28 protein-coding genes and 4 tRNA genes are annotated in these 26,262 nt (G+C 69.6%); 11 read left to right on the top strand and 21 right to left on the bottom strand.

Annotated features, from left to right (window positions below; genetic code table 11):
* Nucleotides 1–12: 12 nt before the first annotated feature.
* The 3 genes from ASC77_RS24230 (at nucleotide 13) to ASC77_RS24240 (ending at nucleotide 4,319) form a co-directional block, all read left to right on the top strand.
* Nucleotides 13–1,011, top strand: coding sequence for a YihY/virulence factor BrkB family protein (locus ASC77_RS24230; protein WP_056159310.1), 999 nt, complete (start codon nucleotides 13–15; stop codon nucleotides 1,009–1,011).
* A 10-nt stretch (nucleotides 1,012–1,021) separates the two neighbouring features.
* Entirely contained in the window at nucleotides 1,022–2,128 is a 1,107-nt protein-coding gene (locus tag ASC77_RS24235) for a potassium channel family protein (RefSeq protein WP_056159315.1), read from the top strand.
* A gap of 145 nt (nucleotides 2,129–2,273) precedes the next feature.
* Nucleotides 2,274–4,319, top strand: coding sequence for an ATP-binding protein (locus ASC77_RS24240; protein WP_082575299.1), 2,046 nt, complete (start codon nucleotides 2,274–2,276; stop codon nucleotides 4,317–4,319).
* Between the two features lie 147 nt (nucleotides 4,320–4,466).
* On the opposite strand, the gene ASC77_RS24245 is transcribed toward ASC77_RS24240, so the two are convergent.
* From ASC77_RS24245 to ppk2, 4 genes are all read right to left on the bottom strand, one after another.
* Nucleotides 4,467–4,769 carry a DUF3349 domain-containing protein gene (locus ASC77_RS24245; protein WP_056159320.1) on the bottom strand — a complete coding sequence of 101 codons (303 nt, stop codon included), beginning with the start codon at nucleotides 4,767–4,769 and terminating at the stop codon, nucleotides 4,467–4,469.
* Entirely contained in the window at nucleotides 4,769–5,074 is a 306-nt protein-coding gene (locus tag ASC77_RS24250) for a hypothetical protein (protein ID WP_056159323.1), read from the bottom strand. Before ASC77_RS24250 ends, ASC77_RS24245 begins: the two co-directional genes overlap by 1 nt.
* Nucleotides 5,071–6,291 (bottom strand): inorganic phosphate transporter, encoded by a 1,221-nt coding sequence (locus ASC77_RS24255; protein ID WP_056159327.1) that lies wholly within the window; start codon nucleotides 6,289–6,291, stop codon nucleotides 5,071–5,073. The genes ASC77_RS24250 and ASC77_RS24255 overlap by 4 nt, the downstream gene beginning before the upstream one ends.
* Before the next feature lie 100 nt (nucleotides 6,292–6,391).
* Nucleotides 6,392–7,282: a polyphosphate kinase 2 gene (ppk2, locus tag ASC77_RS24260; protein WP_056159330.1), complete on the bottom strand. Its 891-nt coding sequence runs from the start codon at nucleotides 7,280–7,282 to the stop codon at nucleotides 6,392–6,394.
* 80 nt (nucleotides 7,283–7,362) lie between these two features.
* Here ppk2 and ASC77_RS24265 point away from each other — a divergent pair, with 80 nt between their 5' ends.
* Nucleotides 7,363–7,704: a hypothetical protein gene (locus tag ASC77_RS24265; protein WP_056159332.1), complete on the top strand. Its 342-nt coding sequence runs from the start codon at nucleotides 7,363–7,365 to the stop codon at nucleotides 7,702–7,704.
* A gap of 6 nt (nucleotides 7,705–7,710) precedes the next feature.
* Here the strand turns inward: ASC77_RS24265 and ASC77_RS26880 are convergent, their stop codons facing one another.
* Together ASC77_RS26880 and ASC77_RS26885 are read right to left on the bottom strand one after the other, a co-directional pair.
* Nucleotides 7,711–7,839 carry an LPXTG cell wall anchor domain-containing protein gene (locus tag ASC77_RS26880; protein ID WP_156391270.1) on the bottom strand — a complete coding sequence of 43 codons (129 nt, stop codon included), beginning with the start codon at nucleotides 7,837–7,839 and terminating at the stop codon, nucleotides 7,711–7,713.
* A gap of 7 nt (nucleotides 7,840–7,846) precedes the next feature.
* Complete coding sequence (locus ASC77_RS26885) at nucleotides 7,847–8,047, bottom strand: hypothetical protein (protein WP_156391271.1); 201 nt, start codon at nucleotides 8,045–8,047, stop codon at nucleotides 7,847–7,849.
* 182 nt (nucleotides 8,048–8,229) lie between these two features.
* Between ASC77_RS26885 and ASC77_RS24270 the strand changes: the two genes are divergently transcribed.
* On the top strand, nucleotides 8,230–12,294 hold the full coding sequence (locus ASC77_RS24270) for a lamin tail domain-containing protein (RefSeq protein ID WP_082575300.1): 4,065 nt from the start codon (nucleotides 8,230–8,232) through the stop codon (nucleotides 12,292–12,294).
* A 3-nt stretch (nucleotides 12,295–12,297) separates the two neighbouring features.
* On the opposite strand, the gene ASC77_RS24275 is transcribed toward ASC77_RS24270, so the two are convergent.
* The 4 genes from ASC77_RS24275 to ASC77_RS24290 all read right to left on the bottom strand — a co-directional run bounded on the left by ASC77_RS24275 (nucleotide 12,298) and on the right by ASC77_RS24290 (nucleotide 13,139).
* Nucleotides 12,298–12,774: a CoxG family protein gene (locus ASC77_RS24275; RefSeq protein ID WP_156391272.1), complete on the bottom strand. Its 477-nt coding sequence runs from the start codon at nucleotides 12,772–12,774 to the stop codon at nucleotides 12,298–12,300.
* Between the two features lie 85 nt (nucleotides 12,775–12,859).
* A tRNA-Val gene (locus ASC77_RS24280) sits at nucleotides 12,860–12,934 on the bottom strand.
* A 27-nt stretch (nucleotides 12,935–12,961) separates the two neighbouring features.
* Nucleotides 12,962–13,035: transfer RNA gene (locus ASC77_RS24285), tRNA-Cys, on the bottom strand.
* 31 nt (nucleotides 13,036–13,066) lie between these two features.
* Nucleotides 13,067–13,139, bottom strand: a tRNA-Gly gene (locus tag ASC77_RS24290).
* A gap of 132 nt (nucleotides 13,140–13,271) precedes the next feature.
* Here ASC77_RS24290 and ASC77_RS24295 point away from each other — a divergent pair.
* A complete protein-coding gene (locus ASC77_RS24295; RefSeq protein WP_056159341.1) occupies nucleotides 13,272–14,093 on the top strand; it encodes an aminotransferase class IV in 822 nt (273 codons plus the stop codon).
* A 12-nt stretch (nucleotides 14,094–14,105) separates the two neighbouring features.
* Here the strand turns inward: ASC77_RS24295 and ASC77_RS24300 are convergent, their stop codons facing one another.
* A complete protein-coding gene (locus ASC77_RS24300) occupies nucleotides 14,106–14,531 on the bottom strand; it encodes an SsgA family sporulation/cell division regulator (protein WP_235547943.1) in 426 nt (141 codons plus the stop codon).
* 98 nt (nucleotides 14,532–14,629) lie between these two features.
* Here ASC77_RS24300 and ASC77_RS24305 point away from each other — a divergent pair.
* Together ASC77_RS24305 and ASC77_RS24310 are read left to right on the top strand one after the other, a co-directional pair.
* Nucleotides 14,630–14,701, top strand: a tRNA-Val gene (locus tag ASC77_RS24305).
* Between the two features lie 180 nt (nucleotides 14,702–14,881).
* Entirely contained in the window at nucleotides 14,882–15,121 is a 240-nt protein-coding gene (locus ASC77_RS24310; RefSeq protein WP_056159345.1) for a hypothetical protein, read from the top strand.
* A 60-nt stretch (nucleotides 15,122–15,181) separates the two neighbouring features.
* On the opposite strand, the gene ASC77_RS24315 is transcribed toward ASC77_RS24310, so the two are convergent.
* The gene (locus ASC77_RS24315; protein WP_156391273.1) at nucleotides 15,182–16,027 is read right to left on the bottom strand and encodes a hypothetical protein; all 846 of its coding nucleotides are present in this window, start codon (nucleotides 16,025–16,027) and stop codon (nucleotides 15,182–15,184) included.
* A gap of 88 nt (nucleotides 16,028–16,115) precedes the next feature.
* Between ASC77_RS24315 and ASC77_RS24320 the strand changes: the two genes are divergently transcribed.
* Nucleotides 16,116–16,919 carry a hypothetical protein gene (locus ASC77_RS24320; RefSeq protein WP_156391274.1) on the top strand — a complete coding sequence of 268 codons (804 nt, stop codon included), beginning with the start codon at nucleotides 16,116–16,118 and terminating at the stop codon, nucleotides 16,917–16,919.
* Nucleotides 16,920–16,928: 9 nt separating this feature from the next.
* Here ASC77_RS24320 and ASC77_RS24325 read toward each other — a convergent pair whose 3' ends face one another.
* The 3 genes from ASC77_RS24325 to ASC77_RS24335 form a co-directional block, all read right to left on the bottom strand.
* Nucleotides 16,929–17,465 (bottom strand): HK97 family phage prohead protease, encoded by a 537-nt coding sequence (locus ASC77_RS24325; protein WP_056159354.1) that lies wholly within the window; start codon nucleotides 17,463–17,465, stop codon nucleotides 16,929–16,931.
* An 87-nt stretch (nucleotides 17,466–17,552) separates the two neighbouring features.
* Nucleotides 17,553–18,320, bottom strand: coding sequence for a hypothetical protein (locus tag ASC77_RS24330; RefSeq protein ID WP_056159357.1), 768 nt, complete (start codon nucleotides 18,318–18,320; stop codon nucleotides 17,553–17,555).
* A gap of 270 nt (nucleotides 18,321–18,590) precedes the next feature.
* Nucleotides 18,591–19,037 carry a hypothetical protein gene (locus ASC77_RS24335; protein WP_156391275.1) on the bottom strand — a complete coding sequence of 149 codons (447 nt, stop codon included), beginning with the start codon at nucleotides 19,035–19,037 and terminating at the stop codon, nucleotides 18,591–18,593.
* Between the two features lie 73 nt (nucleotides 19,038–19,110).
* Here ASC77_RS24335 and ASC77_RS24340 point away from each other — a divergent pair, with 73 nt between their 5' ends.
* Nucleotides 19,111–19,461: a hypothetical protein gene (locus ASC77_RS24340; protein ID WP_056159363.1), complete on the top strand. Its 351-nt coding sequence runs from the start codon at nucleotides 19,111–19,113 to the stop codon at nucleotides 19,459–19,461.
* 128 nt (nucleotides 19,462–19,589) lie between these two features.
* On the opposite strand, the gene ASC77_RS24345 is transcribed toward ASC77_RS24340, so the two are convergent.
* The 6 genes from ASC77_RS24345 to ASC77_RS24365 form a co-directional block, all read right to left on the bottom strand.
* Nucleotides 19,590–19,907: a hypothetical protein gene (locus ASC77_RS24345; RefSeq protein WP_056159367.1), complete on the bottom strand. Its 318-nt coding sequence runs from the start codon at nucleotides 19,905–19,907 to the stop codon at nucleotides 19,590–19,592.
* Nucleotides 19,908–20,011: 104 nt separating this feature from the next.
* A complete protein-coding gene (locus ASC77_RS24350) occupies nucleotides 20,012–21,211 on the bottom strand; it encodes an AAA family ATPase (protein ID WP_056159369.1) in 1,200 nt (399 codons plus the stop codon).
* Nucleotides 21,208–21,687, bottom strand: coding sequence for a hypothetical protein (locus tag ASC77_RS26890; protein ID WP_162260718.1), 480 nt, complete (start codon nucleotides 21,685–21,687; stop codon nucleotides 21,208–21,210). The genes ASC77_RS24350 and ASC77_RS26890 overlap by 4 nt, the downstream gene beginning before the upstream one ends.
* Entirely contained in the window at nucleotides 21,623–21,856 is a 234-nt protein-coding gene (locus tag ASC77_RS27915) for a helix-turn-helix domain-containing protein (RefSeq protein WP_082575301.1), read from the bottom strand. The genes ASC77_RS26890 and ASC77_RS27915 overlap by 65 nt, the downstream gene beginning before the upstream one ends.
* 178 nt (nucleotides 21,857–22,034) lie before the next feature.
* Nucleotides 22,035–23,354 carry a tyrosine-type recombinase/integrase gene (locus tag ASC77_RS24360; RefSeq protein ID WP_082575302.1) on the bottom strand — a complete coding sequence of 440 codons (1,320 nt, stop codon included), beginning with the start codon at nucleotides 23,352–23,354 and terminating at the stop codon, nucleotides 22,035–22,037.
* A gap of 222 nt (nucleotides 23,355–23,576) precedes the next feature.
* On the bottom strand, nucleotides 23,577–24,035 hold the full coding sequence (locus ASC77_RS24365; protein ID WP_056159378.1) for a GNAT family N-acetyltransferase: 459 nt from the start codon (nucleotides 24,033–24,035) through the stop codon (nucleotides 23,577–23,579).
* Nucleotides 24,036–24,263: 228 nt separating this feature from the next.
* On the opposite strand from ASC77_RS24365, the gene thrS reads away from it, so the two are divergent.
* Nucleotides 24,264–26,258 carry a threonine--tRNA ligase gene (thrS, locus tag ASC77_RS24370; protein WP_056159381.1) on the top strand — a complete coding sequence of 665 codons (1,995 nt, stop codon included), beginning with the start codon at nucleotides 24,264–24,266 and terminating at the stop codon, nucleotides 26,256–26,258.
* Nucleotides 26,259–26,262 lie beyond the last annotated feature (4 nt).

A 26,262-nucleotide genomic window follows, 5' to 3' on the forward strand; every position in this document is an offset into this window, starting at 1 on the left:
TACGGTAGTTCCATGTCCGGGGTGGAGCGTGCGGAGGATCGGCCCCGCGCCGAGACCCCCGCCGACACCTCCGTCTCGGCGTTCGCCGACTGGCTCCGCCGGACCCGCGACCTGGTCTGGCGCCTCGTCGTCACGACCGTCGGCAGCTGCATGCGCTACCGGGTGACGGGCCTCGCGGCGGAGGCCGCGTTCTTCGCCGTGCTGTCGGTGCCGCCGCTCATCTTCGCGATGGCGGGCGCGATCGGCTTCGTCACCGACCAGTTCAGCCCCGCCCAGGTCGCCGACGTACGCCAGGCGGTGCTCGACCTCTCGGAGCAGGCACTCACCCAGGGCGCGGTCCACAAGATCATCGAGCCGACGATCGACGACGTCCTCGCCGGCGGCCGCTTCGACGTGATCTCGCTCGGCTTCGTGCTCGCGCTGTGGTCGGGATCGCGGGCGCTGCACGTCTTCGTCGACACCATCACGATCATGCACGGGCTGGGCGGCCACCGGGGGATCGTGAAGACCCGGGCGCTCTCGTTCCTGCTCTACGTGCTCGCCATGGTGCTCGGCGTCTTCATGGTCCCGCTCGTCGTCGCCGGCCCGGGCCTGGTCCAGGAGTGGCTGCCGCAGCGCCTGGACTTCCTCATCCACTTCTACTGGCCGTTTGTGGTGCTGATCAGCATCTGCTTCCTCGCGACGCTCTACCACGTGTCGGTGCCGGTGCGGACCAACTGGAGCTTCAACCTCCCGGGCGCGACGTTCGCGCTCTTCTGCTGGGTGTTCGGCTCCTTCCTGCTGCGCTGGTTCCTCACCGCCACGTCCACGGACTCACGATCGATCTACGGGCCGCTGGCCGCCCCGATCGCCGTCCTGCTCTGGCTCTACCTGGTCTCGATCGCGGTCCTCATCGGGGCGGCGGTCAACGCCGCCTTCGACACGGTCTTCCCGCAGACGACGACGATGCTGGCGAGATCGGAGCTGGTCGCCCGGCTGCGTCGGATCGGTTCCCGCCAGGAGACCGACTAGATTCATCGCCGTGGTGGATGACTCCAGCGAGGTCGGGCGGGGCAGCCGTCGTACCGTCGGGCTCATCTCGCTCCCCGACCAGGTGCGCTCGCCGTGGTGGGAGCTCAGCCGACGCCTGCTGCTGGCGATGGGGATCCTCGTCAGCACCGTGCTCATCGTCTACTTCGACCGGCACGCCTACCGCGACGGCAACGACCCGCCCGGGTACGGCGTCAACCTGGTCGACTCGATCTACTACACGACGGTCACGCTGAGCACGACCGGGTACGGCGACATCGCGCCCGTCGCCCCGCACGCCCGGCTGATCAACGCCTTCGTCATCACCCCGCTCCGCATCGCCTTCCTGGTGCTGTTGATCGGGACCACCCTCGAGGTGCTCGCCTCGCAGGGTCGCGAGATTTTCCGCGTCGCCCGTTGGAGGAAGCGCATGGCAGCCCACGTGGTGGTGATCGGCTACGGCACCAAGGGCCGGGCCGCGGTCGACACGATCGTCAACAACGGCCTGACCCGTGAGTCCATCGTGGTGGTGGACCCGGGCGCCGAGGCGCTGCAGGAGGCGCACGCCGACGGCCTCGCGGTCGTCACCGGCGACGCGACGCGACGCGACGTGCTGCGACGCGCGGGCGTGAGCGAGGCCGACCAGGTCATCATCACCACCAACCGCGACGACTCCAACGTGCTGGCCACCCTCACGGTGCGCCAGCTCAACCCGGACGTCTGGATTGTCGCGGCCGTGCGCGAGCAGGAGAACGTCGCGCTGATGAAGCAGTCCGGCGCCAACTCGGTCATCACGTCCTCGGACGCGGTCGGCCGCCTGCTCGGCCTCTCGTCCCTCTCGCCGACGCTCGGCTCGGTCATGGAGGACCTGCTGACGTACGGCGAGGGCCTCGAGGTCGCCGAGCGCGAGCTCATCGTGTCCGAGGTCGGCAAGCAGCCCCAGCAGCTGCCCGACCAGGTCATCGCCGTCGTGCGCGACGAGAAGGTCTACCGCTACTTCGACCCGGTGGTCACCCAGCTCGCCCGGGGCGACCGACTGATCGTCGTCCGCCCGGCCCGCGAGCTGCCCTGGGCGCCGCGCCCCGGGACGCACGACGAGGAGTTCGCGACCGACGACTGAGCGAACGACCGGAGTGTTGCTGGTCTGGTCCAGACGGACCTTCTGACCTGCACAGATGGGCGTGCGGGTGGGCCGTTCGGCTGATTAACGGACGAAACCCTCGCGGGTCCACCCGCAGCCTCACCGACCCGGCTAGCCTGCACGCGTGGGTGGGGGCCCGGTGCGCGGCGCGGTGCCGCATGTCCAGGCGACACCGCGCGAGGGCGCGGGTGTCGGCCTGGGCTTCAGCGTGCTCGTGGCCGTGGTCTTCGTCGCCAGCTCGACCGTCACCCGGAGGATCGAGCTCTCGGGAGCGGGCTTCTCCGAGCTCTGGCCGGCCGGCGGCCTGCCGATCCTGTGGCTGCTGGTCCGCAACGGACGCGGCCCGGTGGTCGACTCGGCCCTGGTGCTCGTCGCGGCGTTCCTCGCCAACCTGATCGCAGGCTCCGGGCCGGCCGTCGCGGCCGCCTTCGCCGCCGCCGGCCTGGTGCAGAGCTGGCTCGCCGTGCTCCTCCTGCAGCGGTGGTGCCCCGACACCTGGGGCAGCGGTGGCGACCGGGCGCTCGACACTCCTCGCGTGGTGGCCCGCTTCGGTGCCGCCCTCGCCGTCGCGATGGCGGCCGGTACGGCGCTCGCGAGCATCGGCGCGGTCCTGCTCCCCGGCGCGGGCGACGCCTTCGACCCGGTCGCCAGCGGGCTCTGGTTCGGCCGCAACGTCGGCAGCGCGCTGATCGTGGTCGCGCTCGGGATCATGATCTGCCAGCGCGTCACCTCGCCGCGACCGTGGCCGCCGCTCCGTGGTGTCGACGGCGGACCGTCCGAGCTGCTCGTCGCGACCGCCTTCACGGTCTTCATGTACGGGCTCGCGTTCAGCCTCGACGACCTCCCGCTCGCCTTCCCGCTGCTCGCGGCGACCGTCTGGTACGCCGCCCGCTTCTCGACCCTGCTGAGCGCCGCGCACTCGTTCGTCGTCGGTCTCGTGACGATGATGCTGACGCTGCAGGGGATCGGGCCGTTCGCCCGCGTCGACGACCCCGACGTCGGCTTCATGATCGCCCAGTTCTACATCGCGACCATCGCCCTGACCGGCCTCGCGATCGCCACCGGCCGCGACGAGCGGCAGGCACTCGCCGACGACCTGCGCCGCGCGCAGGAGGACACGGCGTACGAGGGCAGCGTCCGGGCCGCGGTCATCGGCTCGATGACCGAGGGCGTCCTGGTCGTCGACGAGCGTGGTGACCTGCTGGTCCACAACGAGGCGGCCGCCCGGGTCCTCGGCGTCGGTGACCAGCTGTCGACCGAGACCAGGTTCTCGCTGAGCAGCTGGACGCTCGACGGCACGGAGATGACGCCCCAGGAGCGACCGACGGCGCGAGCCCTGCGTGGCGAGCGCGTCGAGGGCGAGCTGATGGTCGTCCGCGTCGACGGCGTGGGGGAGCGGGTCCTCACCGTCTCCGCCATCCCGCTGCCGCGCGACGCGCGCCAGGGACGCACCCGGGCCCTCGTGCTGCTGCGCGACACCACCAACGAACACGCGAGCCGCCAGGAGCTCGCGGCCTTCGCTGGTGTCGTCGCGCACGACCTGCGCAACCCGCTCGCGGCCATCGACGGCTGGACGGAGATGATCGCCGACGAGCTCGACAACGGGGCCCTCGACACCGAGCTCGCACAGGAGTTCGTCTCCCGGGTGCGCTCGTCGTCGCACCGGATGCGCGAGCTGATCCGCGACCTGCTCACGCACGCCACCAGCGGCTCGCGCGACCTGGAGGTCGGCCGGGTCGACGTGACGGTCATGGTCGACGAGATCGTCGCCGCCCGCAGCGCCCAGGGCTTCGTCAGCGTCGGCGCGGTGCCGCCGGTGCTGGCCGACCCGGTGCTGGTCCGTCAGGTGCTCGACAACCTGATCGGCAACGCGCTCAAGTACGTCGAGCCGGGGGAGGAGGCCAAGATCGTCGTGCACGGCTGCCGCAGCGACGCGCGCTTGGTCACGATCGGGGTGACCGACCACGGCATCGGCATCCCCGAGGAGGAGCGCGAGCGCGTCTTCGAGGAGTTCCACCGCGCCCACTACCGCGACTACGAGGGCAGCGGCCTCGGCCTCTCGATCGTGCGCCGCATCGTGCACCGGCACGGCGGCACCATCGAGGCGCTCCCCAACCCGGCCGGCCGCGGCTCTCTCTTCCGCTTCACGCTGCCGGCGTTCGAGGCGTAGGCACCGATCGATCACCCGCGCCTTCATCCTCCCGGGTGAGCCGCGACCGGCCGACCGCGCGCATAGTGATCGAGCCCCGGCGGCACGCACCCGGTCCCGGTACTCGGGGTACGAGGATCGTGCGTGCGAGCCGCCGGGTGTCCACTCTCAGGCTCCCTCGGGCCACCCGTGGTGCTCGGTCAGCCGGGCCTCGACCCGGGCGACGTCCTCGGCGCTCGGCAGCGCGTCGGTCAGCTTGGTGATGTGGACCCCGATGTCCTCGGTGTCGGGGTGGTCCAGGTTGGCGATCTCCCCGGCGATCTCCCGGACCTCGTCCTCCGTCAGCCGGCGGCGGAGCAGGGCGAGCAAGGGGATGTAGTCCTTCGGCGGGATGCCGGTCGGATAGCCCTCGCGGAGCCAGTCCAGGACTCCGCGCAGGCGACCGGCGGACGGTACGGCGTTCTCGCTCATCAGCTCTCCTTGGCGACGATCGTCGGGTATCCGTGCTCGAACGAGACGGCCTTGCCGAAGCCGGTCGCCGCGATGATCGTGATCCCGAGCGCGACGCCGGCGAGCACCACGACCAGGCACAGGCCGGCGAGCACCTTGCCGAGCGGGTTCGGGCGGGCGTGGCTGACCTCGGCGTCCCCACCGGCGCTCCAGGCCAGCGACCGGATGCCGAGGGCGTAGATCACCGGCAGACCGGCGCCGAAGACCAGGCTCGCGAGCAGGACCCGCCATGCGCCGTCGAATGCGAAACCCAGGTTGTCGATCATGCCGACACCTCCGTCGTGCGTCGGGCCGCGGACGGCGTGCCGTCCCAGGCGTCGTTGACATTGTCGGCCGAGATCGGCTGCAGCCGCGACCGCAGGTAGATGAAGGCCGCCAGGGCGACGAGGATGACCACCATCGCGATCGGCCCGGCGTACCCGCCGAGGAGGTCGCCGACCCACCACACCGCGGCACCCATGACCGCGGCCGCGGGCAGGGTCAGCAGCCAGGCGACGACCATCCGTCCGGCGACGCCCCAGCGCACCTCGGCGCCCGACTTGCCGACGCCGCTGCCGACGACGGACCCGGTCGTGACCTGGGTGGTGGAGAGCGCGAACCCGAGGTGGCTCGAGGCGAGGATGACGGCGGCGGAGGCGCTCTCGGCGGCCATGCCCTGCGGCGAGCGGATCTCGACGAGCCCCTTGCCGAGGGTGCGGATGATCCGCCAGCCGCCGAGGTAGGTGCCGAGGGAGATCGCGAGAGCGCAGCTCAGCTTGACCCAGAAGGGTACCGAGCCGGTGTCGGACCAGTGACCGCTCGCGATCAGGGCGAGGGTGATCACGCCCATGGTCTTCTGGGCGTCGTTGGTGCCGTGGGCCAGCGAGACCAGCGAGGCGCTGCCGACCTGCCCCCACCGGAAGCCGGTCTCGGTGAACCGCTCGGCGACGCCGACGGTCACCCGGTAGACGAGCCAGGTGCCGATCCCGGCGACCAGGCCGGCGATGAGCGGTGACGCGATCGCGGGCAGGATGACCTTGCCGACCACCCCGTCGAGCTTGCTGCCGTCGCCGTTCCAGTTGATGCCGCTGAAGCCGAGGGCGGCGACGGCGCTGCCGATCAGACCGCCGAAGAGCGCGTGCGACGACGAGGACGGCAGCCCGAGCAACCAGGTCACGAGGTTCCACACGATCCCGCCGACCAGACCCCCGAGGATGATCAGCAGCAGCGCGTAGCCCTGATCGGCGACCAGGTCGGGGTTCGGTGCCCCGTCCTTGCCCTGGATCTTGATCACCGAGTTCGTGACGGTGAGGGCCACCTCGACCGAGAGGAAGGCGCCGACCAGGTTGAGGACGGCCGACAGGGCGACCGCGACCTTGGGGCGCAGGGCACCGGTCGCGATGGAGGTGGCCATCGCGTTCGCGGTGTCGTGGAAGCCGTTCGTGAAGTCGAAGGCCAACGCGGTGACGATGACCAGGACCAGGATGAGGGTTGCGGCAGTCACGCCCTCACGGTGCGCGGCGGGCCAGGAGCCGAAACGCGCCGTACGCCGAGTTCGCGAGCCGTTCACCGGCTCGTTCCCTCGATCGTCGATCAGTCCTCGCTCAGTCCTCGATGGCGTCGATCCCACGCTGCACGATCCGCGGGTCCGGCTGTCCGACGACCTCGGTGTCCTTGCCGTCGTAGTCGAAGCGGGCGAGGAAGTGGCGCATCGCGTTGACCCGGGCGCGCTTCTTGTCGTTGCTGCGGATCGTGGTCCACGGCGCCCACTCGGTGTCGGTGCGCCGGATCATCGCCTCCTTGGCGGCCGTGTAGTCCTGCCACTTGTCCAGCGACTCGAGGTCGATGGGGGAGAGCTTCCACTGCCGCACCGGGTCGACCTGGCGGATGATGAACCGGGTGCGCTGCTCCGAGCGGGTCACGGAGAACCAGAACTTGGTGAGCGAGATGCCGCTGTCGACGAGCATTCGCTCGAAGAGCGGTGCCTGGGCCATGAACTGCTCGTAGTCGGGCGGCGACGCGAAGCCCATCACGCGCTCCACGCCGGCGCGGTTGTACCAGGACCGGTCGAAGAGGACCATCTCGCCGACCGACGGCAGGTGCTTGACGTAGCGCTGGAAGTACCACTGGGTCTGCTCGCGGTCGCTGGGCCTGGTCAGCGCGACCGTCCGGGCGTAGCGGGGGTTCAGGTGCTCCATGAACCGCTTGATCGTGCCGCCCTTCCCGGCGGCGTCCCGCCCCTCGAAGAGCAGGACGTGCTTGCTGCCGGTGTCGGCCGCCCAGTTCTGGAACTTCAGCAGCTCGACCTGGAGCAGGTACTTCGCCTCGTCGTACTCCGCGCGCGGCATCCGCTCGTCGTACGGGTAGCCCTCGCGCCACGTGTCCACGGCCCGGCCATCGGCGTCGATGAGGACCGGGTCGTCGTCGTGGTCCTCACCGATGGTGTGGCCCTCGATCTGGAGGCGGTCGATGTACTCACGGACGTCGCGCAGCATGGGGCGAAGGGTAGGGATGCCGCTTGAACGCCAGGTGACCGTCGGCGGGCCTGTTCATCTTCGTGTGGTCAACTCCCGGCGTGGCACGCACTCAGCTGGTCGGCACCAACGGCCGCATCGACTTCACCCTGGACGGCCTGACCTTCCGCCGTACCAAGTCCGAGGCGGAGGCGCGCGGCGTCGAGCGCCTGCACGACGTCCGCTGGGCCCAGATCGACGGCGCCACGGTCGGGTCGACCAGCACGGGCAAGCCGGTCGTGCTCGTCCGGGTCGCCGCGGCCCCGACCGACCTCGCCGGCAGGCACGACCCGCACGCGGTGAAGCTCAAGCGCAGCATGACGGACGAGGCGACCGAGTTCGTGGCGTTGGTCAACGACGAGATCGCAACGCGCCGCCGGTGGGACGAGGCCGCCGAGGCCTGAGCCTCGCTAGCGGCGTCGGGTCAGGTAGATCGCCAGCAGCACGACGACCAGCCCGAGCACCAGGACCCACGTCTGGGCGTGGCTCAGGCCGAAGAGGAAGTGCCCGCCGCCCGGAGGCCGGCGGATGCTCGTCACCGGGGTCTCAGGCGGCTTCCTGCGCGAGGCCCGGCAGCAGGTGGTCGTGGGTGTCGCAGCCGTGCTCGCACTGTCCGTGCGTCGGCAACCACAGCACGACCTCGTCGGGTCCGGCAGGGTCGGCGAGACCTTCGTAGGTCACCACCATCGAGCGCCGCCCGCAGGCGGGACAACGGGTGACCTCGCAGCTCAGGTATTGGGCGTCCATGCGAGTGACATACCCCTGCCGGCCGAAACTGACACCTCGGCGCCAACTGGCTCCTGGCCGTTGCCGAGCCATTGGCGACGAGTTCACCGACAGTTCTCCCGGCGTCGACAGCGTGGCCAGCGTTCGCGTGACCACCCCGTCTGCCGGCTCGGGCCTGCACCTGACCTCGTCGAGGAACTCTCTTGCGTTCGTCTCTTCGTGGCCTCGCCGCCACCGTGTGCACGTCCGTCGTCGCCGTCTCGCTGCCGGTTCTCGCGGTCCTGGCCGCACCTGCCCCTGCGGGTGCCGCAGCCGCGCCCGGCAACATCAAGATCACCGAGTGGGCCTACAACGGCTCTGAGTTCTTCGAGCTGACCAACGTCGGGCTCGGGGCCGAGGACCTGACCGGCTGGTCGTACTCCGACAGCACGCGTACGCCGGCGCCGGCCGCCACGTCGACCAGCCTGTCCGGCTTCGGGCGGGTCGCCCCCGGCGAGTCCGTGATCGTCTCGGAGGTCTCCGCCGATGCGTTCCGCACGGCCTGGGGCCTCGCCGCCACGGTGAAGGTGGTCGGCGGCAACGCGGTCAACCTCGGCCGCAGCGACGAGATCAACATCTACGACGAGACCGGCGCCCAGGTGGACCGCCTCACCTACAACGACGCCGGCACCGGCGACGTCGCCGGACCGCGCACCGACACCTCGAGCGCCTGGGTCTCCACGGCCGCGCTCGGTGCCAACACCGCGAGCGCGTGGACTAAGTCGACGCTCGCCGACGCCGAGGGCTCGTGGGCCGGTCCGACGATCTCCGGTGTCGTGTTCTACGGCTCGCCCGGCTCCAGCAGCCAGGGCGGCTTCGACGCCACCGCGAACCGCTCCGCGAACGGCCTGATCCGGATCACCGAGATGGCCTACAACGGCTCCGAGTTCTTCGAGTTCACCAACATCGGGTCCGCCCCGGAGGATATGACCGGATGGTCGTACTCCGACAGCACGCGCACGCCGGCGCCGGCCGCGACGTCGACCAGCCTGTCCGCCTTCGGCAACGTCGCCGCGGGGGAGTCCGTGATCGTCTCGGAGGTGTCCGCCGACGCGTTCCGCACCACCTGGGGCCTCGACCCCTCCGTCAAGGTCATCGGCGGCAACGCCGTCAACCTCGGCCGCAGCGACGAGGTCAACGTCTACGACGAGACCGGCGCCCTGGTGGACCGCCTCACGTACAACGACGCCGGCACCGGCGACGTCGCCGGACCGCGCACCGACACCTCGAGCGCGTGGGTCTCCGCCCGGACGCTGGGCAAGAACAAGGCGAGCGGGTGGACGAAGTCCACGCTCGCGGACGCCGAGGACTCGTGGGCCGGACCCACGATCTCGGGTGTCGTGTTCTACGGCTCGCCCGGTGTCAGCAACTTCGGGTTCCCGTTCGACGCAGTGCCCCCGGAGGAGCCGGCGGAGACCGTCAAGATCAACGAGGTCGAGTCCAACGGCGACGTCGTCGGCGACTGGGTCGAGCTCACCAACACCGGCGCCTCCGCGGTCGACGTGTCGGGATGGACGCTCGAGGACTCCGGCGACAACCCGGCCGTCGCGATCCCCAGCGGCACGACGATCGCGCCCGGTGCGTTCTATGCGATCTACACCGAGATCCCCGGCCCCGGGTTCGGCCTCGGCGCGGACGACAGCATCACGCTCTACCGCGGCACCACCGTCGTCGACTCCTACTCGTGGGCCGGCGGGCACGCGGCGACGACGTACGGCCGCTGCCCCGACGGCACGGGCGAGTTCCGGGTCACGACCGTCGCCACCCGTGGCGCCGCCAACGCCTGCAGCCCGATCCGGGTCAACGAGGTCCTGACCACCGGGACGCCCGACAAGGTCGAGATCGTCAACCTCTCCGCCTCGCCCGTCGACATCGCGGGCTGGGTGGTCAAGGACAGCACCGAGGCCAGCCCGACCACGCTGCCGGCACCGAGCGTCGTCCCGGCCCACGGCTACCTCGTCGTCTCGACGAACGCCACGCTCGACGCCTCCGACTCGGTGCGGCTGTTCGACAGCACGAGCGCGCTGATCGACTCGGCGACCTGGGCGACGGATCCGACGCCCAGCCTCGGCCGCTGCGCCGACGGCGTCGGGGCGTTCAAGCTGACGGAGTCGGCCACGATCGGGACGGCCAACCAGTGCCCGGGTGTCGTGACCGAGGCCTGGCCCGGCTCGCCGACCGTCACCCCGTCCGATGACGCGGTGACCTTCAACCAGGACGCGAGCGGTCTCGCCTTCGACCGGTCCGACGCGAACACCCTGTGGGTCGCCCAGAACAAGCTCGGCACGCTCTGGAAGATGACCAAGAGCGGCAGCACCTGGGTGCCGGCCACCGGCTGGAGCAGGACGCCGAAGTACAACGACGGCTCCGGTGCGCCCGACAGCGAGGGCATCATGGTCGGTCCGGACGGCGCCGTCTACCTCGCCACCGAGCGCGACAACTCCAACAGCGGGGTGAGCAAGAACCGGGTGCTCCGGTACGACGCCAACGCGGCGACCGGCGCGACCCTCAACGCCACCGACGAGTGGGACCTCAACCCGCTGCTGCCGACCCTGGGCGCCAACCTCGGGCTCGAGGGCATCACCTGGATCCCCGACAGCTTCCTGGTCGCCGGCGGCTTCGTCGACGACAGCACCGACGCGGCGTACCTGCCCTCGCACTACCCCGACCACGGCACCGGCCTGTACGTCGTCGCCGTCGAGGGCACCGGGATGCTCTACGTCGTGGCCCTCGACCAGACCGCCGCGGTCCAGGAGACCGCCCACCTGGTCGCGACCGTGGACCCGAGGCTACTGACGAACGCCGGTCCGCCGAGCGTCATGGACGTCTCGTTCGACCCCGAGCTGGGACGCCTGTGGGCCGTCTGCGACGACAGCTGCAACGGCACCACGGTGCAGCTGAAGCTGGCCGGCGGCGCGTTCGTCGTCGATCACGCCTACGACCGCCCGGCAGGCATGCCGAACCTCAACAACGAGGGCTTCGCCCTGGCTCCGCAGTCCACCTGCGTGGCCGGCAAGAAAGAGGTCGTCTGGTCGGACGACGGCGACACGGACACCCACTCGCTGCGGTCGGGCACCTTCCCGTGCCACTCCCTGGCCTCCGCCTCGGGGACTCCCGGCTCGGTCGTCTACGGGCAGGCGACGTCGGTCGCGGTCCAGGTCACGGCCACCGGCGCCACGGCGACCGGCGGCACAGTCTCCCTGCTCGACTCCGGCACCGTGGTCGGCTCGGCCGAGCTGGCGTCCGGCGCGGCGTCGATCGCGGTGCCCGCCAAGTCGCTCGCCCCCGGCGTACGCAACCTGTCCATCGCCTACGCGGGTGACAGCAAGGTCGCGCCGGCCACCGGCACCGTGGCCCTGACCGTCGCCAAGTCGACCGGCTCGCTGACGGCCGCGGACGCGTCGGTCGCCTACGGGAAGCCGCTGTCACTGCCGGTCCAGGTGGGCTCCAGCGCCAGCGGCGTCGTGCCGACCGGCACGGTGACGGTGTCCTCCGGGACCAGCATCGTGGGCATCGGGACGCTCGCGGGCGGCACGGCGACGGTCTCGGTCCCGGCGGGCTCGCTCGCCGTGGGCGGCCACGCCCTGACCGTGGCGTACGCCGGCGACAACCTCGTCGGTCCCGCCGGCGACGAGATCCAGGTGACGGTCGGCAAGGCCGCCGCCACGGTGTCCGCGGACGACGACGCCGTCGTCTACGGCAAGGCCGCAGCCGTCCCGGTCCAGGTCAGCGCCGACGGCGCGACGCCGACCGGGACGGTCACCCTCAGGTCCGGCACCACGGTCGTCGGCACCGGGACCCTCTCCGGTGGCCGGGCCACGGTGGCGATCGCGGCCAAGTCGCTCGACCCCGGCCGGACCACGTTGACCGTCGAGTACGCCGGCGACGACACGGTCGACGGCGGATCTGCCACCGCCACGCTCACGGTGACCCAGGCGAGGAGCTCGCTCTCCAAGCCGTCCGTCACCCCCGGCAAGGTGGTCGTCAAGAAGACGCGTGCTGTCCTCACCGTCAAGGTCGGCGCCGCCGGCGTCAGCCCGACCGGCAAGGTCACGATCACGGGCGGCGGCATCGCCAAGCAGACCGTCATGGTCCGCGGCGGCAAGGCGGTCGTGAGGCTCCCGGTCTTCCGGACCACCGGTGCCAAGTCCCTGACGGTCACCTACCTCGGCGACCGGTTCGTCTCGGGTGACACCGCCAAGGTCACCGTCAAGGTCGTCAAGAAGTAGTCGCTAGCCGACCTCGGCAGCGTCCAGGTGGGCGAGCAGGTTCTTCGAGAACCGCTCGCCCATCTGGTCGATCATGCCCTTCATCGCCGCCCGGACCGCGCGCCCCGAGGCGCGGGGGAGCGGCAGGTCGAGCGTGATCTCGAGCGAGGTGACCAGGCGGGTGCCCGCCTCGACCTCGCTGAGGGCGTACCAGCCCTCGACCCCCGAGCGCTCCGCCTCGCCCTCCGGCGGGTCGTGCCGGAACTCGATCCGCTCCGGCTCGTCCAGCACCATCAGCTCGGTGAAGCTCGGCGCCACCCCGACCCCCAGCACCTTCAGCCCACTGAGCTCCCAGCGCCAGTGGTCGCCGTCGGCGCTGATCGACCGCACGAACGGCGTCATCTCGGCGACGAGCGCCGGGTCGGTCAGCACTGCCCAGATCTCGGCGCGCGAGGCGCTCACGACGGCCTCGGCCCGGGTGTCCGCAGAGAAGCGAGTCATGTCCACCCCCTACCCGGCGGGCGACCCGGTGATGCGGCTGGACATGGGAAGCGCCCCTGCCGGCGTACCGGTCAGGGGCTCTTGCTGGTGGGCGATACTGGGTTTGAACCAGTGACCTCTTCCGTGTCAAGGAAGCGCGCTACCGCTGCGCCAATCGCCCGGGTCTTGAATTGTTGAGAGGACTGCATGGAGGTGGGTACGGGATTTGAACCCGTGTACACGGATTTGCAGTCCGTTGCCTCGCCTCTCGGCCAACCCACCATAGAGGCCAAACCAGAGAGGGACCTCTCCGAGCGGACAACGAGACTCGAACTCGCGACCTCAACCTTGGCAAGGTTGCGCTCTACCAACTGAGCTATGTCCGCCTGCGCCTTCAACCGGTGTCCCGGTCTGGGTGCGTGAGAACAGTAGCCCAAGCCCCAGACCATGCAAAATCGGGTCCGCCCCGGCGCGTTGCCTGCCGTTTGCGGGGGTTCGGCGCGGCCTAGGGTTGCCGCATGCGTGCCTGGATCAACGGTGACCTCCTGCCCGATGCGACCGCTCCGGCGGTCACGGTCGCGGACCACGGGCTAACGGTCGGGGACGGGGTGTTCGAGGCGATCAAGGTCGTGGGCGGGCTGCCGTTCGCGCTCGACCTGCACCTGGAGCGCCTGCACCGCTCGGCGGCGGGGTTGGGGCTGGAGGGGCTCGACGAGGCCGGCGTACGGCGCGGCATCGCGGCCGTCCTGGACGGGTTCGACCTGCCGCTGGGCCGGATCCGGGTCACCGTGACGGGCGGGCCGGCGCCGATGGGGTCGGGTCGCGGGAACGCCGACCCGACGGTGGTCGTGGTGGCGGACGCGATGAAGGCGTGGCCCGAGACGACGGCGGTGGCGACCGTGCCGTGGCCGCGCAACGAGCGCGGTGCGCTCGCCGGCCTCAAGACCACGTCGTACGCCGAGAACGTCGTGGCGCTGGCGGCCGCCCAGAAGCAGGGGGCGAGCGAGGCGATCTTCGCGAACCTGGCCGGCCACCTGTGCGAGGGCACGGGCTCCAACGTCTTCTACGTCGTCGACGGCGAGCTGCGGACGCCGACCCTGGCCAGCGGTTGCCTGGCCGGCGTCACGCGCGCGCTGATCCTGGAGTGGTACGGCGGCCGCGAGGTCGACGAGCCCATCGAGGTCGTCGAGGGGGCGAGCGAGGTGTTCCTGGCGTCGACGACCCGCGACGTGCAGGCCGTGGCGTCGTGGAACGGCCTGGACCTGCCCGCACCGGGGCCGGTCACGCGGGAGGCTGCCGACACCTGGCGCGCACGGGAGCCGGAGCTCCTCGGGCTCTGACCCCGCTGGCTCCTAGGCCTCGGAGCGGGTCAGCGTCTCGACCAGCAGGTCGAGGTCGACCGACTCGGTGCCCTCCGGCACGACGGCGAGCGTGCGGCCGAGGAAGGCTCCCAGGTCGCGGGTCGCCAGCTGGGTGACCAGCCGTCCGTGCGGCGAGCGGAGCTCGAGCACCACGCAGGCCCGGCCGTACTCGTCGATGCTCGGCGAGAGCTGTACGTCGCCCTCGCCGGCCGGCTCCGTCATGCCCTGGAGCAGCAGGTCCCGGCCGATCAGCCAGCGCACGGTCTCCGTCGGCTTCCCGAACACCACCTCGACGGCCCACGGATCCGCGGGGTCGTAGCCGAGGACGGCGGGGAGGTCGATGCTGCGGCCCCGCGCGTCGAGGCACTGGAGTGCGACGGGCTGGGAGAGGGTCCGCGAGGTCGGCTGCTGGTTCACGCAGAGGAGACGGAGGAGCGTCCGACTCGTGACGCACCTGGCGTGCCCCGAATTCGGGACCGGCCCGTCGGTAGGCTAGAGTCTGCGACCGCTACAGAGGGCGATTGGCGCAGTGGTAGCGCGCTTCGTTCACACCGAAGAGGTCACTGGTTCGAACCCAGTATCGCCCACGCACGTTTACGCAGGTCAGGCCCGGTTTTGCCGGGCCTGACCTGTTTCCGGGGAACATACGGGGAACAAGACCCGCCGCTAGTTCCCCGCGTTGTTCCCCGTGCCGAGGCGGGGAACAAGCAGCGGGTGAGGTCTCTCACGTCCGGCCCGTTGTCGGTGGTCGGTCATAGCGTCCGGTCATGGCGTCCCGAACCAACACGACACGCGGAATCCAGATCGCCCAACTCGACGGGCGCGCCCGCTACCACCTCAACAACAAGTCGCCCCACGCGGAGACGATCGCGGCTCTCCTCGACATCGAGGCACCGGTCGACGTGATCCGGGAAGCGGCGGACTCGGCGCGGGCGCACTACCTCGCCGACCCCGCGCTCCGGTTTCAATCGGGCGACGTCGCCCGCCTCCTCGACGACCTTCTGTAGATACAGGAAGGCGTCGATCGTGTAGATACACGGACCCACTGGTCCGGTTGGCTCGGGACGCTACGGCTTCGCCGGATTGCCCCACACGGAGAAGATCGACTGCACGGCAAACCATGTGCTCTGTCGCCAACCGTCCACAACGTCGGTCAAGGCCCGATCATCAGGGAATCCGGACTCACGGAGGACGAGCTCGATCTCCCATGTGACCTCAGTATCCGTACTCCCCTCGGGCGGGTCGTACTGATAGGCGATCACGTCCGCGTCGTCGCCTGACCTTGGCCCAACCATCCGGCGTGCCGTGCCTCCGTCGGAACCCCAGTAGAAGATCGTGGGCGTCCAAGCGGCCACGAGTAGCCGCCGGTGTTTGTCGACGTTCGATGCGTGCTGAATCAATCGCAGGGTCGAGAACTTGAACTCGTCGTCGAGGGTCGCAGGGTCTGACGTTCCCGGATATTGCTCCGCCCAGTAGAACGGCTGAACGAAGCGGAGGGCGTCTTGTGCGCGCTGACTGAAAGTGCCCTCGGGCATGTTCCGTCGGGGGGCGAAGAACTTCTCGAACTCCTGTCCGTTACGCCTCACGGGGAACGCAGGTGCTGCCTCGTGTTGCTCGGTCCACTCCCCGTCGAAGTCTTGCCGTGCAAGGGCGTAGGCGACCGAGTCCAGAGCGGAACGCAGGTTGTGGGCGACGTCGCCGATCACTGCACTTAGGACGGGCGGTATCGGTTCGGTCATGACGAGTCGGACCCGCTGCCAATCGTCTTCGTCGGTTGCCTCGTACCTCACCTCGAACGGGCCGCGATCCTGATACTCGGCGATCCTTGCCTTCAAGTCGGCGATGTGGGCGTCGGCGCGCTCGATCTTCACGCGCCACGGTTGGTCGGGAAGCCACCAGTCGGGATCGGCCACGGCGGAAGCGTACGACCGTTGGGTCGGGCGACCGCCCCTCCGGCGCGTCGTGCCGTCGCCCATCGGCGGCGGCACGAGGATTGACCGCATGCGAGCGCGACCACCCGACCCCCGTGCCCGCCTTCTCGCCCGGACGGGAAACAGACGGTCGAGATCTCTGACCGCTCCATCCGCCCCGGAGAAGGCGCGGCCATGGTGGCTCGAACACCTCGGTCTCGTCCTGACCGCGTCGTTCTTCGTCCTCCTCGCCTTCCGTGTCCTCGCGATCTCGAGCTTCGACACGACGACCGCTAAGGCAGTAGTGCAGAACGGCGGCACGGCGACTCTCGCCTTGGGCATGGCGTTGGGGTCCGCGAGGCTCGTCGCGATGGCGATTGTGTTCGTCCTCGTCGGCTACTACGCCCTGGCGGCGTACGACCGCGAACTCGGGCCGATCGGGCTCCATTGGTTGTACCTCTTGATACCGGCGATCCTGCTTGTCCCGTGGTGGACCGTCATCGCCGCGTCCATACTCGTCGGCACAGGGTGGTTGCTCGGAGGTCGCCGATCTCGCGCCGGGATACTCGCGCCAACCTCGATCGTGTCGTCCGGGGTAGACCGGGCCGTCCTGTGGTCGGCCTGCCTAACAGTCCTGTTCGTCATCGCATCCGCAGACTCGTGGCTTCCCGCCGAGCGAATCGAAGTAGGCGACCAAGCGGCATTCACGGGCTATGTGCTCGGCGAACGCGACGGACGGGATCTAGTCACCCTCGACGCGACGGGTAGTCACGGAGTCCGTGCCTACCCGATCGACGACGTGACTCGCTCCTACTGCGAACCCCAAGGGGGCCTGTTCTTCGACACGCTCCTGACGGTCTTTCGGGCCGACACGTACGCCTCCTGCCCTGACTGAGCGGGGACGTCAGGTCAGGCCGTGCCACCGGACCGACGTCAACGCCTGACGGACCGCCCGCCGTGTCGCGACCTCCGTCGGGAATGTCCGAGCCGACCCGTACGCGCCGAGACCGACGACCGCGACATGGTCGAGGGTCGCCCGCACGACCACCCGCGCCCCGTCGAAACCGGTCGCCGTCTCCGTCGCCCTGAACCCCACCGACAGAGGCAGCGACTCCCGCACGCCCGCACGGGCAACCACCCGACCGGCCTCGGTCGCCTCGTCGAACCGGAGACCCGCGACCAGACCGGCGCGCTCCTCGACCAGATACACGACCGACCCGATCACGATCGACGGGTCGTGATCGAGCACGACGGGATAGACCCGGTCGGAGGCAGCGTCCGTAGCGAACGCCCCGTATACGAACCGCTCACCCTGCGGGTACTCCGTCATCCGGGACACCTCGCCGTACGGGACGACGAGACCGACGTAGAACCCCGGCGACGCACGTCGCAGCTCGACGCGGGTCGGGACGGTTGTCGGGATGCTCAACAGATGAGTCATGGGTGCGCCTCCTCGGGGCACGGATCACATGGGATCGCGTGACCCCTACCGAGTCGCCGCTCCGACCTGCCCCCTACCGAGGCGCGGTCATGCCCCCATGATCCGCCCCTCGCGCTCGTCGATCCAGACCTTCACCCGCTCCGACCGGGGAACTCCTTCGACAACCTCGGCGGCGTGCATCTCGGCCCGTGCCCGCCGCCGCTCCTCGATCTCGATCTCGGCGACCGCCATGCATCCGGCACACACCCGAGGCGGTGCCTCGACCGGCGACCCCGACAGGTCGCCGACTGCCTGACCGGCGACGTCGGAGCGGACCTCCCCGCAGATCTCGCACCGGTTCAACGCATCGCGGACCGCCTGACCACGACGCGCACCGTCGGCCTTGATCCGGGCACGCGCCTCGTACATGGCGAACCAATGGGTCACGAGCTCCGGGTCGCGCCCCGACAACGTCACGGGGAACCCGTCGACCGCCAACACCTCCCCGTAGACGTCGGAATCCGGAGTCTCGAACCGATCTTCGGGCCACGCCCGCATGACCTCGGCATCCCGCTCCGCCGATCGGAAGTAGTACGGGCGGACGTTGCGGGGAATGAACAACGGGTTCCGTGCCCCGCCCGCCGTCGGCTCCTTGTTCCAGTCACGCGGCCACAACGACAGATCCCCACCGGTCTCCGCCCACGTCTCCAGGTCGTCCTCACGGAGACGCCGGTACCTCGCGTCCTCCTCGTCCTTCCGGGCCGTCAGCGTCCCCGTACGCGCCTCTTGCGGCCTCCTGCGGGCAGTCGGTGGGCTCTCCTCGACCTTCGTCGTCCTCGGCCTCGTCGTCGCCTTCGTCGCCGTCTTCTTCTCCACGATCAGACACCTCTCCTAGAAGATGCGCGGTCGCTCCGACCGCGCCGGAAACACACGCCAACCGACACGGTCACCCGCGCCCGTCAGCGACAACCAGACCCGACGCCGCACCACCGCACCCGGCAACCCGGACGCCGCGCACGACTCCCACCGGGCCATGACCTCGCCGGGATCAACCCGCAGGACAAGACCCACGGACACACACCACCGGGCATCCGCCGGCACCGGAGGAACCCGACGACCAGGACGACGCCGATCAATCCCGACCACCTACCTCGCCGCCTTCCACGACGGATCATCCGGAGGCGGCACCCGACACGACGGACACACGAACGCGAACAACGTCGCCATGCCCTCACCCAGCACCACGAGCGCCGACGAGTCACCACGACGACCGCACAGGTCACAACGCTTCCGGTCCGCGACCTGAACGACCTTCGGCAACCAACACGCCGCACACCAGATCCGCCCCGGCCTCGCCAACAACCCGTAGACCGGGCGCGGCGACGACCCGACAACATGACGGCACCCCGTCAACCACCCGCGACCGAACCGCCACACCGACAACGCGGCACGCACCGACTCGACCTCCGACGTGTAGAAGACCGGGATCCCGAGCTCGTCGGCGATCTCGCGGAGCGTCTCGTCGACCTGATCCGCCGCCGCCTCCGACTGCTCCGTCCGGAACACGTCGCGCAGACCGTCCGCGTCAGACATGACGACCCACGCCAACTAGACGACCTTCACAGATCGCCCGACACGACGCCCCAACCGAACTACCGTGCGAACCGTGATCCTCCCCGACGGGCTCTACCTGATCGCGTTCGTCGCGATCGTCATCGTCGCGGGATCCTTCGTCCTCTGGTTCGCCGTGACCGGTGCCCTCGTCGCCCTGTCCGAGTGGGCGCTCTCGCCGTTCATCCCCGCCGTCCGCCGTCGCCGCGACGACAAGCGGGCCAGACGGCAGGCCGAACTCGATCGCGAACAGGAACGACGGCGCGAGGCATGGCGACAGAAGTTCCCCGAGATCTACAACCCCCAGACCACGACACGACCCGTCGACCCCGACGAGGCGGAGACCCCAGCCGTTGACGAGTGGTCCGTCATGATCGAACGCCGAGACCGAGACCGCGACCACTGACGGGACGCCGCCGTTTTCTCTACGCCGCCGACGCCGCCAGCACTGCTCGCCCTGCGGCGATACCCCCCCGGTCGAGAATCTCGACGACAACAGACCCGAGTCGGTTGAGGTCGTTCGAAGTCGGCGGATCATCGCTGATCACGGGCGGCGCGGTCGACGAGGTCGCTCAGTGTGTTCTTGTTGTCCGCGATCTCGGCGTCGAGGAGCGCGATCCGGGCGATCCGGTCCTCGTCTGTCGTCGAGCTGAAGCGGAGTTCGGTGCCGTCCCACGAGATCGCGGCGCGGTCGGCTTCCCATGTCTGCCAGATCCCGGCACTGACCGCGAGCCGTTCGAGAGCGCCGAGGGCGTCGATCAGGTGCTCTTCTTCGACGCCGTCGGGGCCAGCGGCGTGGATCAGTTGGGTGACGGCGCGGCGGAAGAGGTGGTCGGGGAGTCCGGGGCTCATGGGCGTTCCTTTCGGTCGGTGCCGTCGGATTCGGGCGGCTGAAATCGGGAGCATGGGCACCTGTCCGCATCTATAGAGATGCGGACACTGCGGACAGGTGCCCCTCATGTGCTCGGGACCCCCTGTCCTCGACCTGTCCCGGACAGGTCGTCAGGCGGTGGGTTGAGGTCGGGGAGGACAGGTGTCCCGGACAGGTTCAGCGGGATCAGATCGTCAGACCTGTCCCGGACAGGTTTCGGGAGGATCTTCCGGAGGCGGAGAGCGTCGGCGAGGTCGTTGGTCGAGTAGCCGATTCCGGCGTCGCGGAGGGCGGCGCGGACCTTCGTTCGACCCCAGTCGTCGGGGATCTCCAATCGGTCGAGGGTGTCGAGGATCGCCGAGACCTTCGCGTCCTGTGCGGCTCGGAACGGGTCGCCTGCCGCCGTGTGACGGAGGCGGGGGTCGGTGCGGCGGGTCAGGGTCAGCCGGTCCTCGGCGAGCGGGAACCGGTGCGCAGCGCATTCGAGGGTGATCGTCGACTCGTTGACCTTCGAGAGTCGCCACACGGCGTCGACGTCGCCCTCCTTCGCCGACCCGCCGCGCATCCCCCGGGTGTGGTCCTTGCCGGTGTGGTCGAGTCGGATCAGCGCGATCCCGGCTTGTTTGAGGGCGAGGCCGGTACACCGGTAGACGGCGTTCCATGTGTCGTTCGCGTTCTCCTCGCCGCCAACGGCACGGGAGAGGGTGTCGATCACGACGACCTCGCACCCGTAGTGCTCGACGTGGCGTAGTAGGTCTGCGCCGCCGGTCGGAGTGTCGAGCTTCGCGAGGGTCGGGAACGACAGATAGACGAGGCCGTCCAGGGCGGCGGGGCTCTGGCCCATGTCGATCAGTCGGGTCCGGACGTCGCCGCGAGGGTCATTCTCGAAGTCGACGTAGAGAACCCGACTCCGCTTCGTCGGGTAACCGAACAGGTCGCCGCCTTGAGAGATTGCGACCGCGACCTCTAGCGAGAGAAGGCTCTTCCCGGCTTTCGCGGGACTGAAGATCGCGACGTGTCGCCGAGCGGGGAGGATCGGGTAGGCGATCCACTCCTCTTCGCTCTCGTCGGCGAACAACTCGAACCAGTCGAGGCGGGGGTTCAGCAACGGCTCGGGGGTGTCGGTGGACGCGGACTGTCCGTCGTCGTACATGTCGGCGGGCGGTTCGTTAGCCTCCGGATCCGGTGGGAGCGCATCTTCAGGCGGGACGCCGTGGGGATCGATCTGCCAGTCGGGGGCGTCGTCGTAGGTGGTGCCCCACGAGAACCCCGCCTCGTCGGTCACAGGGTGTCCTCGGCGGCGACCGCCACGGCTGCCCGTCGTTCGAGGCGACGGAGTCGGACGATCTCCGGGTCGTGCATCCGGACGACCGACGCGGCGACGTACACCTCGTCGAGATCCGCGTAGATACGTGCCGCCTGACTCATCGGCACGACGGGAAACCGGTCCTCGGGGTCGAGAGCATCGAGCCGACGGCGTGCGTCCTCTTCACGTCGACGAAAGTTCTCGGCGAGACGACCGACGGAGGTCCGTGGCCGGAGACCGGGGAGCGTCGGGATCGGCTCGTCACGTTCCGGATCGGGTGCCATGATGGATTCCTCCTCGTCCGGTTTCTCGGCGGAAGTCGGCGGGTTCAACAGGTAGGCGACGGCGACCGGGTCAGAGAGAGTCCGACCCCCGGTCGCCGTCGACGCGCTACGCGGAGGTGCCCGCCGATCCGGTCGTCGGCAGGGGCGCGAGGAGGGCGTCGACATCGCCACGACGAACACGAAGGTTCGAGCCGCCGGCGAGGCGGAAGGCCGGGAGCTTACCCTCGGCGATGTAGCGACGGACGGTCCGCTCGGTTACGTCGAGGACGACCGCAGCGGCGGGGAGACCGATCATCTGATCGGGGTCGCTCGGAACTCTGTGAAGTGCCGTGTGTGCCATTCTGGACCCTGCCCTTTGATCTGGGCGGGGCGTCCGGTCTGACTCGCCAAAGTGTGGGCCGGACGCCTCACTGTCTGTCTGAGGAATCCAGTCTTTGACCGGATCGTTCAGGCAGGCAAGGATTCGGCCCGATGTCCGCGCAATACGGCAGAACGTGGAACAACGTGAGGCGGTAGGACTACGCCCCGTCGCCCGGAGCGGCAGTTGCGACCATCGCCGACAACGCCTCCGCGATCGCCTTGTCGCGGTCCTTCGCCGCGTGCTGGTACCGAAGCGCGGCGGCAGGCGTCGAGTGGCCGAGTCGGGCCATGAGTTCCGCGAGGGTCGCGCCGGTCTGCGCGGCGAGAACCGCCCCGGTGTGTCGTAGGTCGTGCCACCGCAGCGAGGGGACTCCGGCGTCCACCCGCGCCTTGTAGAACCCCCACCCGATCCGCTTCGGCGTCGTCGCCCGACCGTAGAGACTCGACGGGGCGAGGTGGTCCCCGTCAGCGCTCGGGAACATGAGACCGTCTCGACCCCATCCGGCGTGATCGTTGATGTGGTCGCGGATCAGCGGGACGAGGTGAGGAGGCACGTTCACGTCACGGACGCCCGCGTCTGACTTCGGCGGGCCGATCAGACAACCCGGTCGGCAGTCGCACCGGACGATCTCTCGGGGGAGCGGGTCCGGGACCTCGTCGGGGTCGACGCGGACGACCGCCCTACGGACATGGATCACGCCCTGCTTCAGGTCGACGTCCTTACGGCGCAACTCAGTCAGTTCACCGAACCGGAGACCGCAAAACGCCGCAATCAGCGTCATAGCGCGATGCTTCTCCGGCATCGCCTCGACCAACGTCGCGAGACGGGGGAGGGTTAGCGGCTCGACCTTGTGCTTCCGCTTCGTCGCGCCCGCTCCTCGAATATGGGCGGGGTTCGCCGCGATCAGCTCGTCCTGCGTCGCCGTCCCGAGGATGGTCCGCAGGAGGCCGTAGGCGTGTGCCCTGGTCGTCGGGCGACCGGGCGCGACGGTCGCATGCCACGACCGGATCCCGGCAGGGGTGATCTCGTGCAGCCGTCGCGACCCGAACTCCGGGACGAGGTAGGTCGTGAACAGGGACTCGTAGTGTGCGCGGGTGCGCGGCTTCAGGTCGCGGTGCGTGAGCCAACTCCGCCCGTACTCCTCGAACGTCAGCGTCCGCACCTTCGGACGGACCGCGCCCTCGACGGTCGGCGGGTTCCACGTCTTGTTGATGATCTCCCGTCGCCGGTCGGCGAGCCATGCCTCCGCGTCGATCTTCGCCTCGAAGGTCGTCGGGGCGCGGTGCAACAAGCCGTCCGGGCCGGTGTACGCGGCGCGGTAGCGACCGGACGATCGCTTCTCGATGCGACCGAAACCTCGGCGGGAGGAGGACGTCACTGGCGACTCCGATCGGGTCAGACGGGGAACATACGGGGAACAGTAGTTCCCCAAAGTCTCCCAGATGGCCCGTAAGTGTCCAAGTGCTCGGAATGGCATCGGTGCAGGTCAGATGCTCGTTATGCAGGTCAGACGGTGGCCTCAAGAACGAGGGTGATTCAGTTTCGAACCCAGTATCGCCCACCAGATCGGGGCCGCACGCGATGCGTGTGGCCCCGGCGTCATTTCGGTCCGGTGGTAGCGCGGCTCTGCCGTTTGCACCGAAGAGGTCACTGGTTCGAACCCAGTATCGCCCACCAGAATCGATCGCCTTGGACTACGTCAGTCCAGGGCGATCGTCATGAACCGGCTGTGCGGGTCGAGCCGGTAGTCGCCGAACGGCTCGCAGTCGACGAACCCGTGGCGCAGGTAGAGCCGGTGCGCGGCGCTGAAGTACTCCTGGGTGCCGGTCTCGAGGCTGACCCGGCGCAGGCCGCGGGCGCGCGCCTCGGTGAGCAGCCAGTCGAGAACGTCGGCCGCGACGCCGCGGCCGCGGGCGGCGTACGTCGTCCGCATCGACTTGATCTCGCCGTGGTCGGCCGAGTGGACCTTGAGGGCGCCGCAGCCGAGCAGCACTCCGTCCTCGCGCGCGGTCACGAAGGTGATCGCGGGGGAGACTAGCGCGTCGACGTCGAGCGCGTGGATGCTCTCGGGCGGCGAGGTCGCGCGCATGTCGGAAAGGTGCTCAGTGAGAAGCGCGACGACGTCCTCGCGACGCGGGTCGTCCGGACTCACCTCCACGCCGCGAGGGTAGGGCACGTCTCCCAGGCGTGCCCGACGTAGCCGGAGGCATGCGCCGTACCCGCGCCAACCGGGGCAGCCAACGACGACATGTACGGCTACCTGACCTGGGCCTACACGGCGCCGTAGGTCACGGGCGCAGAACTGCCGCGCGTACGCCGGGGTCCGGTCGATACGATCGACGGGTCCCGGCGTCCGCCGGGCACCTGACCCGACCAAGGAGCACCCGTGTCCGACCTCAAGATCGTCCTCGCCCACGCAGATGCGCGTGAGGACCGGTCGGTCACGACGGGCACCAAGGCCTGGGAGCTGTTCGCCGAGGACACCTCGGTGATCGCCGCGCGCGTGAACGGCGCCCTGAAGGACCTCGCCTACGTGCTCGCCGACGGCGACGAGGTCGAGGGCGTCGCGATCGACAGCAAGGACGGCCACGACATCCTGCGGCACTCGACCGCGCACGTGATGGCCCAGGCGGTGCAGCAGCTCTTCCCGGAGGCCAAGCTCGGCATCGGGCCGCCGATCGAGAACGGCTTCTACTACGACTTCGACGTCGAGACCCCGTTCGTGCCCGAGGACCTCGCGAAGATCGAGACCGCGATGCGGAAGATCATCAAGGAGGGCCAGCGCTTCGAGCGCCGGGTCACCACCGACCACGACGCGATCCACGAGCTGCAGGACGAGCCCTACAAGATCGAGCTGATCGGCCTCAAGGGGTCCGGGAAGTCCGACGACGCTGCAGAAGGAGCGAGCGTCGAGGTCGGCGCCGGCGAGCTCACGATCTACGACAACGTCAACCGCAAGGGCGAGGTCGCGTGGAGCGACCTCTGCCGCGGCCCGCACCTGCCGACCACCAAGCGGATCCCGGCGTTCAAGCTGATGCGCTCGGCCGCGGCGTACTGGCGCGGCGACGAGAAGAACAAGCAGCTCCAGCGCATCTACGGCACCGCCTGGGAGTCCAAGGAGGCGCTCGACGAGCACCTGCACCGGATCGAGGAGGCGGAGCGCCGCGACCACCGCAAGCTCGGCCGCGACCTCGACCTCTTCAGCTTCCCCGACGAGATCGGGTCCGGCCTGCCGGTCTTCCACCCCAAGGGCGGCGTGATCAAGCGGGAGATGGAGGACTACGTCCGTCGGCGGCACATCGAGGAGGGCTTCGAGTACGTCGGCACCCCGCACATCGCCAAGGAGGGGCTGTTCTACACCTCCGGCCACCTGCCCTACTACGGCGAGGGCATGTTCCCTGCGCTGGACGTCGACGGGATGGACTACCGCCTCAAGGCGATGAACTGCCCGATGCACAACCTGATCTTCCGGTCGCGGCAGCGCTCGTACCGCGAGCTGCCGCTGCGGCTCTTCGAGTTCGGGTCGGTCTACCGGCACGAGAAGTCGGGCGTGATCCACGGCCTCACCCGGGTGCGCGGCTTCGCGCAGGACGACTCGCACTCCTACGTCACCAAGGAGCAGGCGCCCGGGGAGATCAAGCACCTCCTCGAGTTCTGCCTCGGGCTCTTCCGCGACTTCGGACTCGACGACTTCTACCTCGAGCTCTCCACCCGCGACGACTCCAAGCCCGACAAGTTCATCGGCTCCGACGAGGACTGGGAGATCGCGACCAAGGTGCTGGAGGACGTCTGCATCGAGTCGGGGCTCGAGCTCGTGCCCGACCCGGGCGGCGCGGCCTACTACGGCCCGAAGGTCTCCGTGCAGGCCCGCGACGCGATCGGTCGCACCTGGCAGATGTCGACGATCCAGTACGACTTCAACCAGCCGTCGGCCGACCGGTTCGACCTCGAGTACGTCGCCTCCGACGGCACCCGCCAGCAGCCGGTGATGATCCACTCGGCGAAGTTCGGCTCCATCGAGCGCTTCATCGGCGTGCTGGTCGAGCACTACGCCGGCGCGTTCCCGCCGTGGCTCGCGCCCGTGCAGGTCCAGGCGATCCCGGTGGCCGACACCTTCGCCGACTACCTGTACGACGTCGCGAAGCAGATGCGGGCGCAGGGCCTGCGCGTGGAGGTCGACGACTCGGACGACCGGATGCAGAAGAAGATCCGCAACGCGCAGCTCCAGAAGGTGCCGTTCATGATGATCGCCGGTGCCGACGACGTCGCCGCCGGCGCGGTCTCGTTCCGCTACCGCGACGGCCGGCAGGACAACGGCGTGCCGATCGCCGAGGCGATCCAGCGGGTCGTCGACGCGGTCGCGTCGCGCGAGCAGGTGTGACCGG

The organism is Nocardioides sp. Root1257, from assembly GCF_001425175.1.
Classification (GTDB): Bacteria; Actinomycetota; Actinomycetes; order Propionibacteriales; family Nocardioidaceae; genus Nocardioides.

Bases quoted from the DNA above. Each gene is read 5' to 3' on its own strand.
- ASC77_RS24320 (WP_156391274.1), top strand. From the start codon at position 16,116: ATGCGAGCGCGACCACCCGACCCCCGTGCCCGCCTTCTCGCCCGGACG.
- ASC77_RS24245 (WP_056159320.1), bottom strand. From the start codon at position 4,769: ATGAGCGAGAACGCCGTACCGTCCGCCGGTCGCCTGCGCGGAGTCCTG.
- ASC77_RS24250 (WP_056159323.1), bottom strand. From the start codon at position 5,074: ATGATCGACAACCTGGGTTTCGCATTCGACGGCGCATGGCGGGTCCTG.
- ASC77_RS24310 (WP_056159345.1), top strand. From the start codon at position 14,882: ATGGCGTCCCGAACCAACACGACACGCGGAATCCAGATCGCCCAACTC.
- ASC77_RS24295 (WP_056159341.1), top strand. From the start codon at position 13,272: ATGCGTGCCTGGATCAACGGTGACCTCCTGCCCGATGCGACCGCTCCG.
- ASC77_RS26885 (WP_156391271.1), bottom strand. From the start codon at position 8,047: ATGGACGCCCAATACCTGAGCTGCGAGGTCACCCGTTGTCCCGCCTGC.
- ASC77_RS27915 (WP_082575301.1), bottom strand. From the start codon at position 21,856: ATGGCACACACGGCACTTCACAGAGTTCCGAGCGACCCCGATCAGATG.
- ppk2 (WP_056159330.1), bottom strand. From the start codon at position 7,282: ATGCTGCGCGACGTCCGTGAGTACATCGACCGCCTCCAGATCGAGGGC.
- ASC77_RS24335 (WP_156391275.1), bottom strand. From the start codon at position 19,037: ATGTCTGACGCGGACGGTCTGCGCGACGTGTTCCGGACGGAGCAGTCG.
- ASC77_RS24275 (WP_156391272.1), bottom strand. From the start codon at position 12,774: ATGACTCGCTTCTCTGCGGACACCCGGGCCGAGGCCGTCGTGAGCGCC.
- ASC77_RS24230 (WP_056159310.1), top strand. From the start codon at position 13: ATGTCCGGGGTGGAGCGTGCGGAGGATCGGCCCCGCGCCGAGACCCCC.
- ASC77_RS24345 (WP_056159367.1), bottom strand. From the start codon at position 19,907: ATGAGCCCCGGACTCCCCGACCACCTCTTCCGCCGCGCCGTCACCCAA.
- ASC77_RS24360 (WP_082575302.1), bottom strand. From the start codon at position 23,354: ATGCCATTCCGAGCACTTGGACACTTACGGGCCATCTGGGAGACTTTG.
- ASC77_RS24325 (WP_056159354.1), bottom strand. From the start codon at position 17,465: ATGACTCATCTGTTGAGCATCCCGACAACCGTCCCGACCCGCGTCGAG.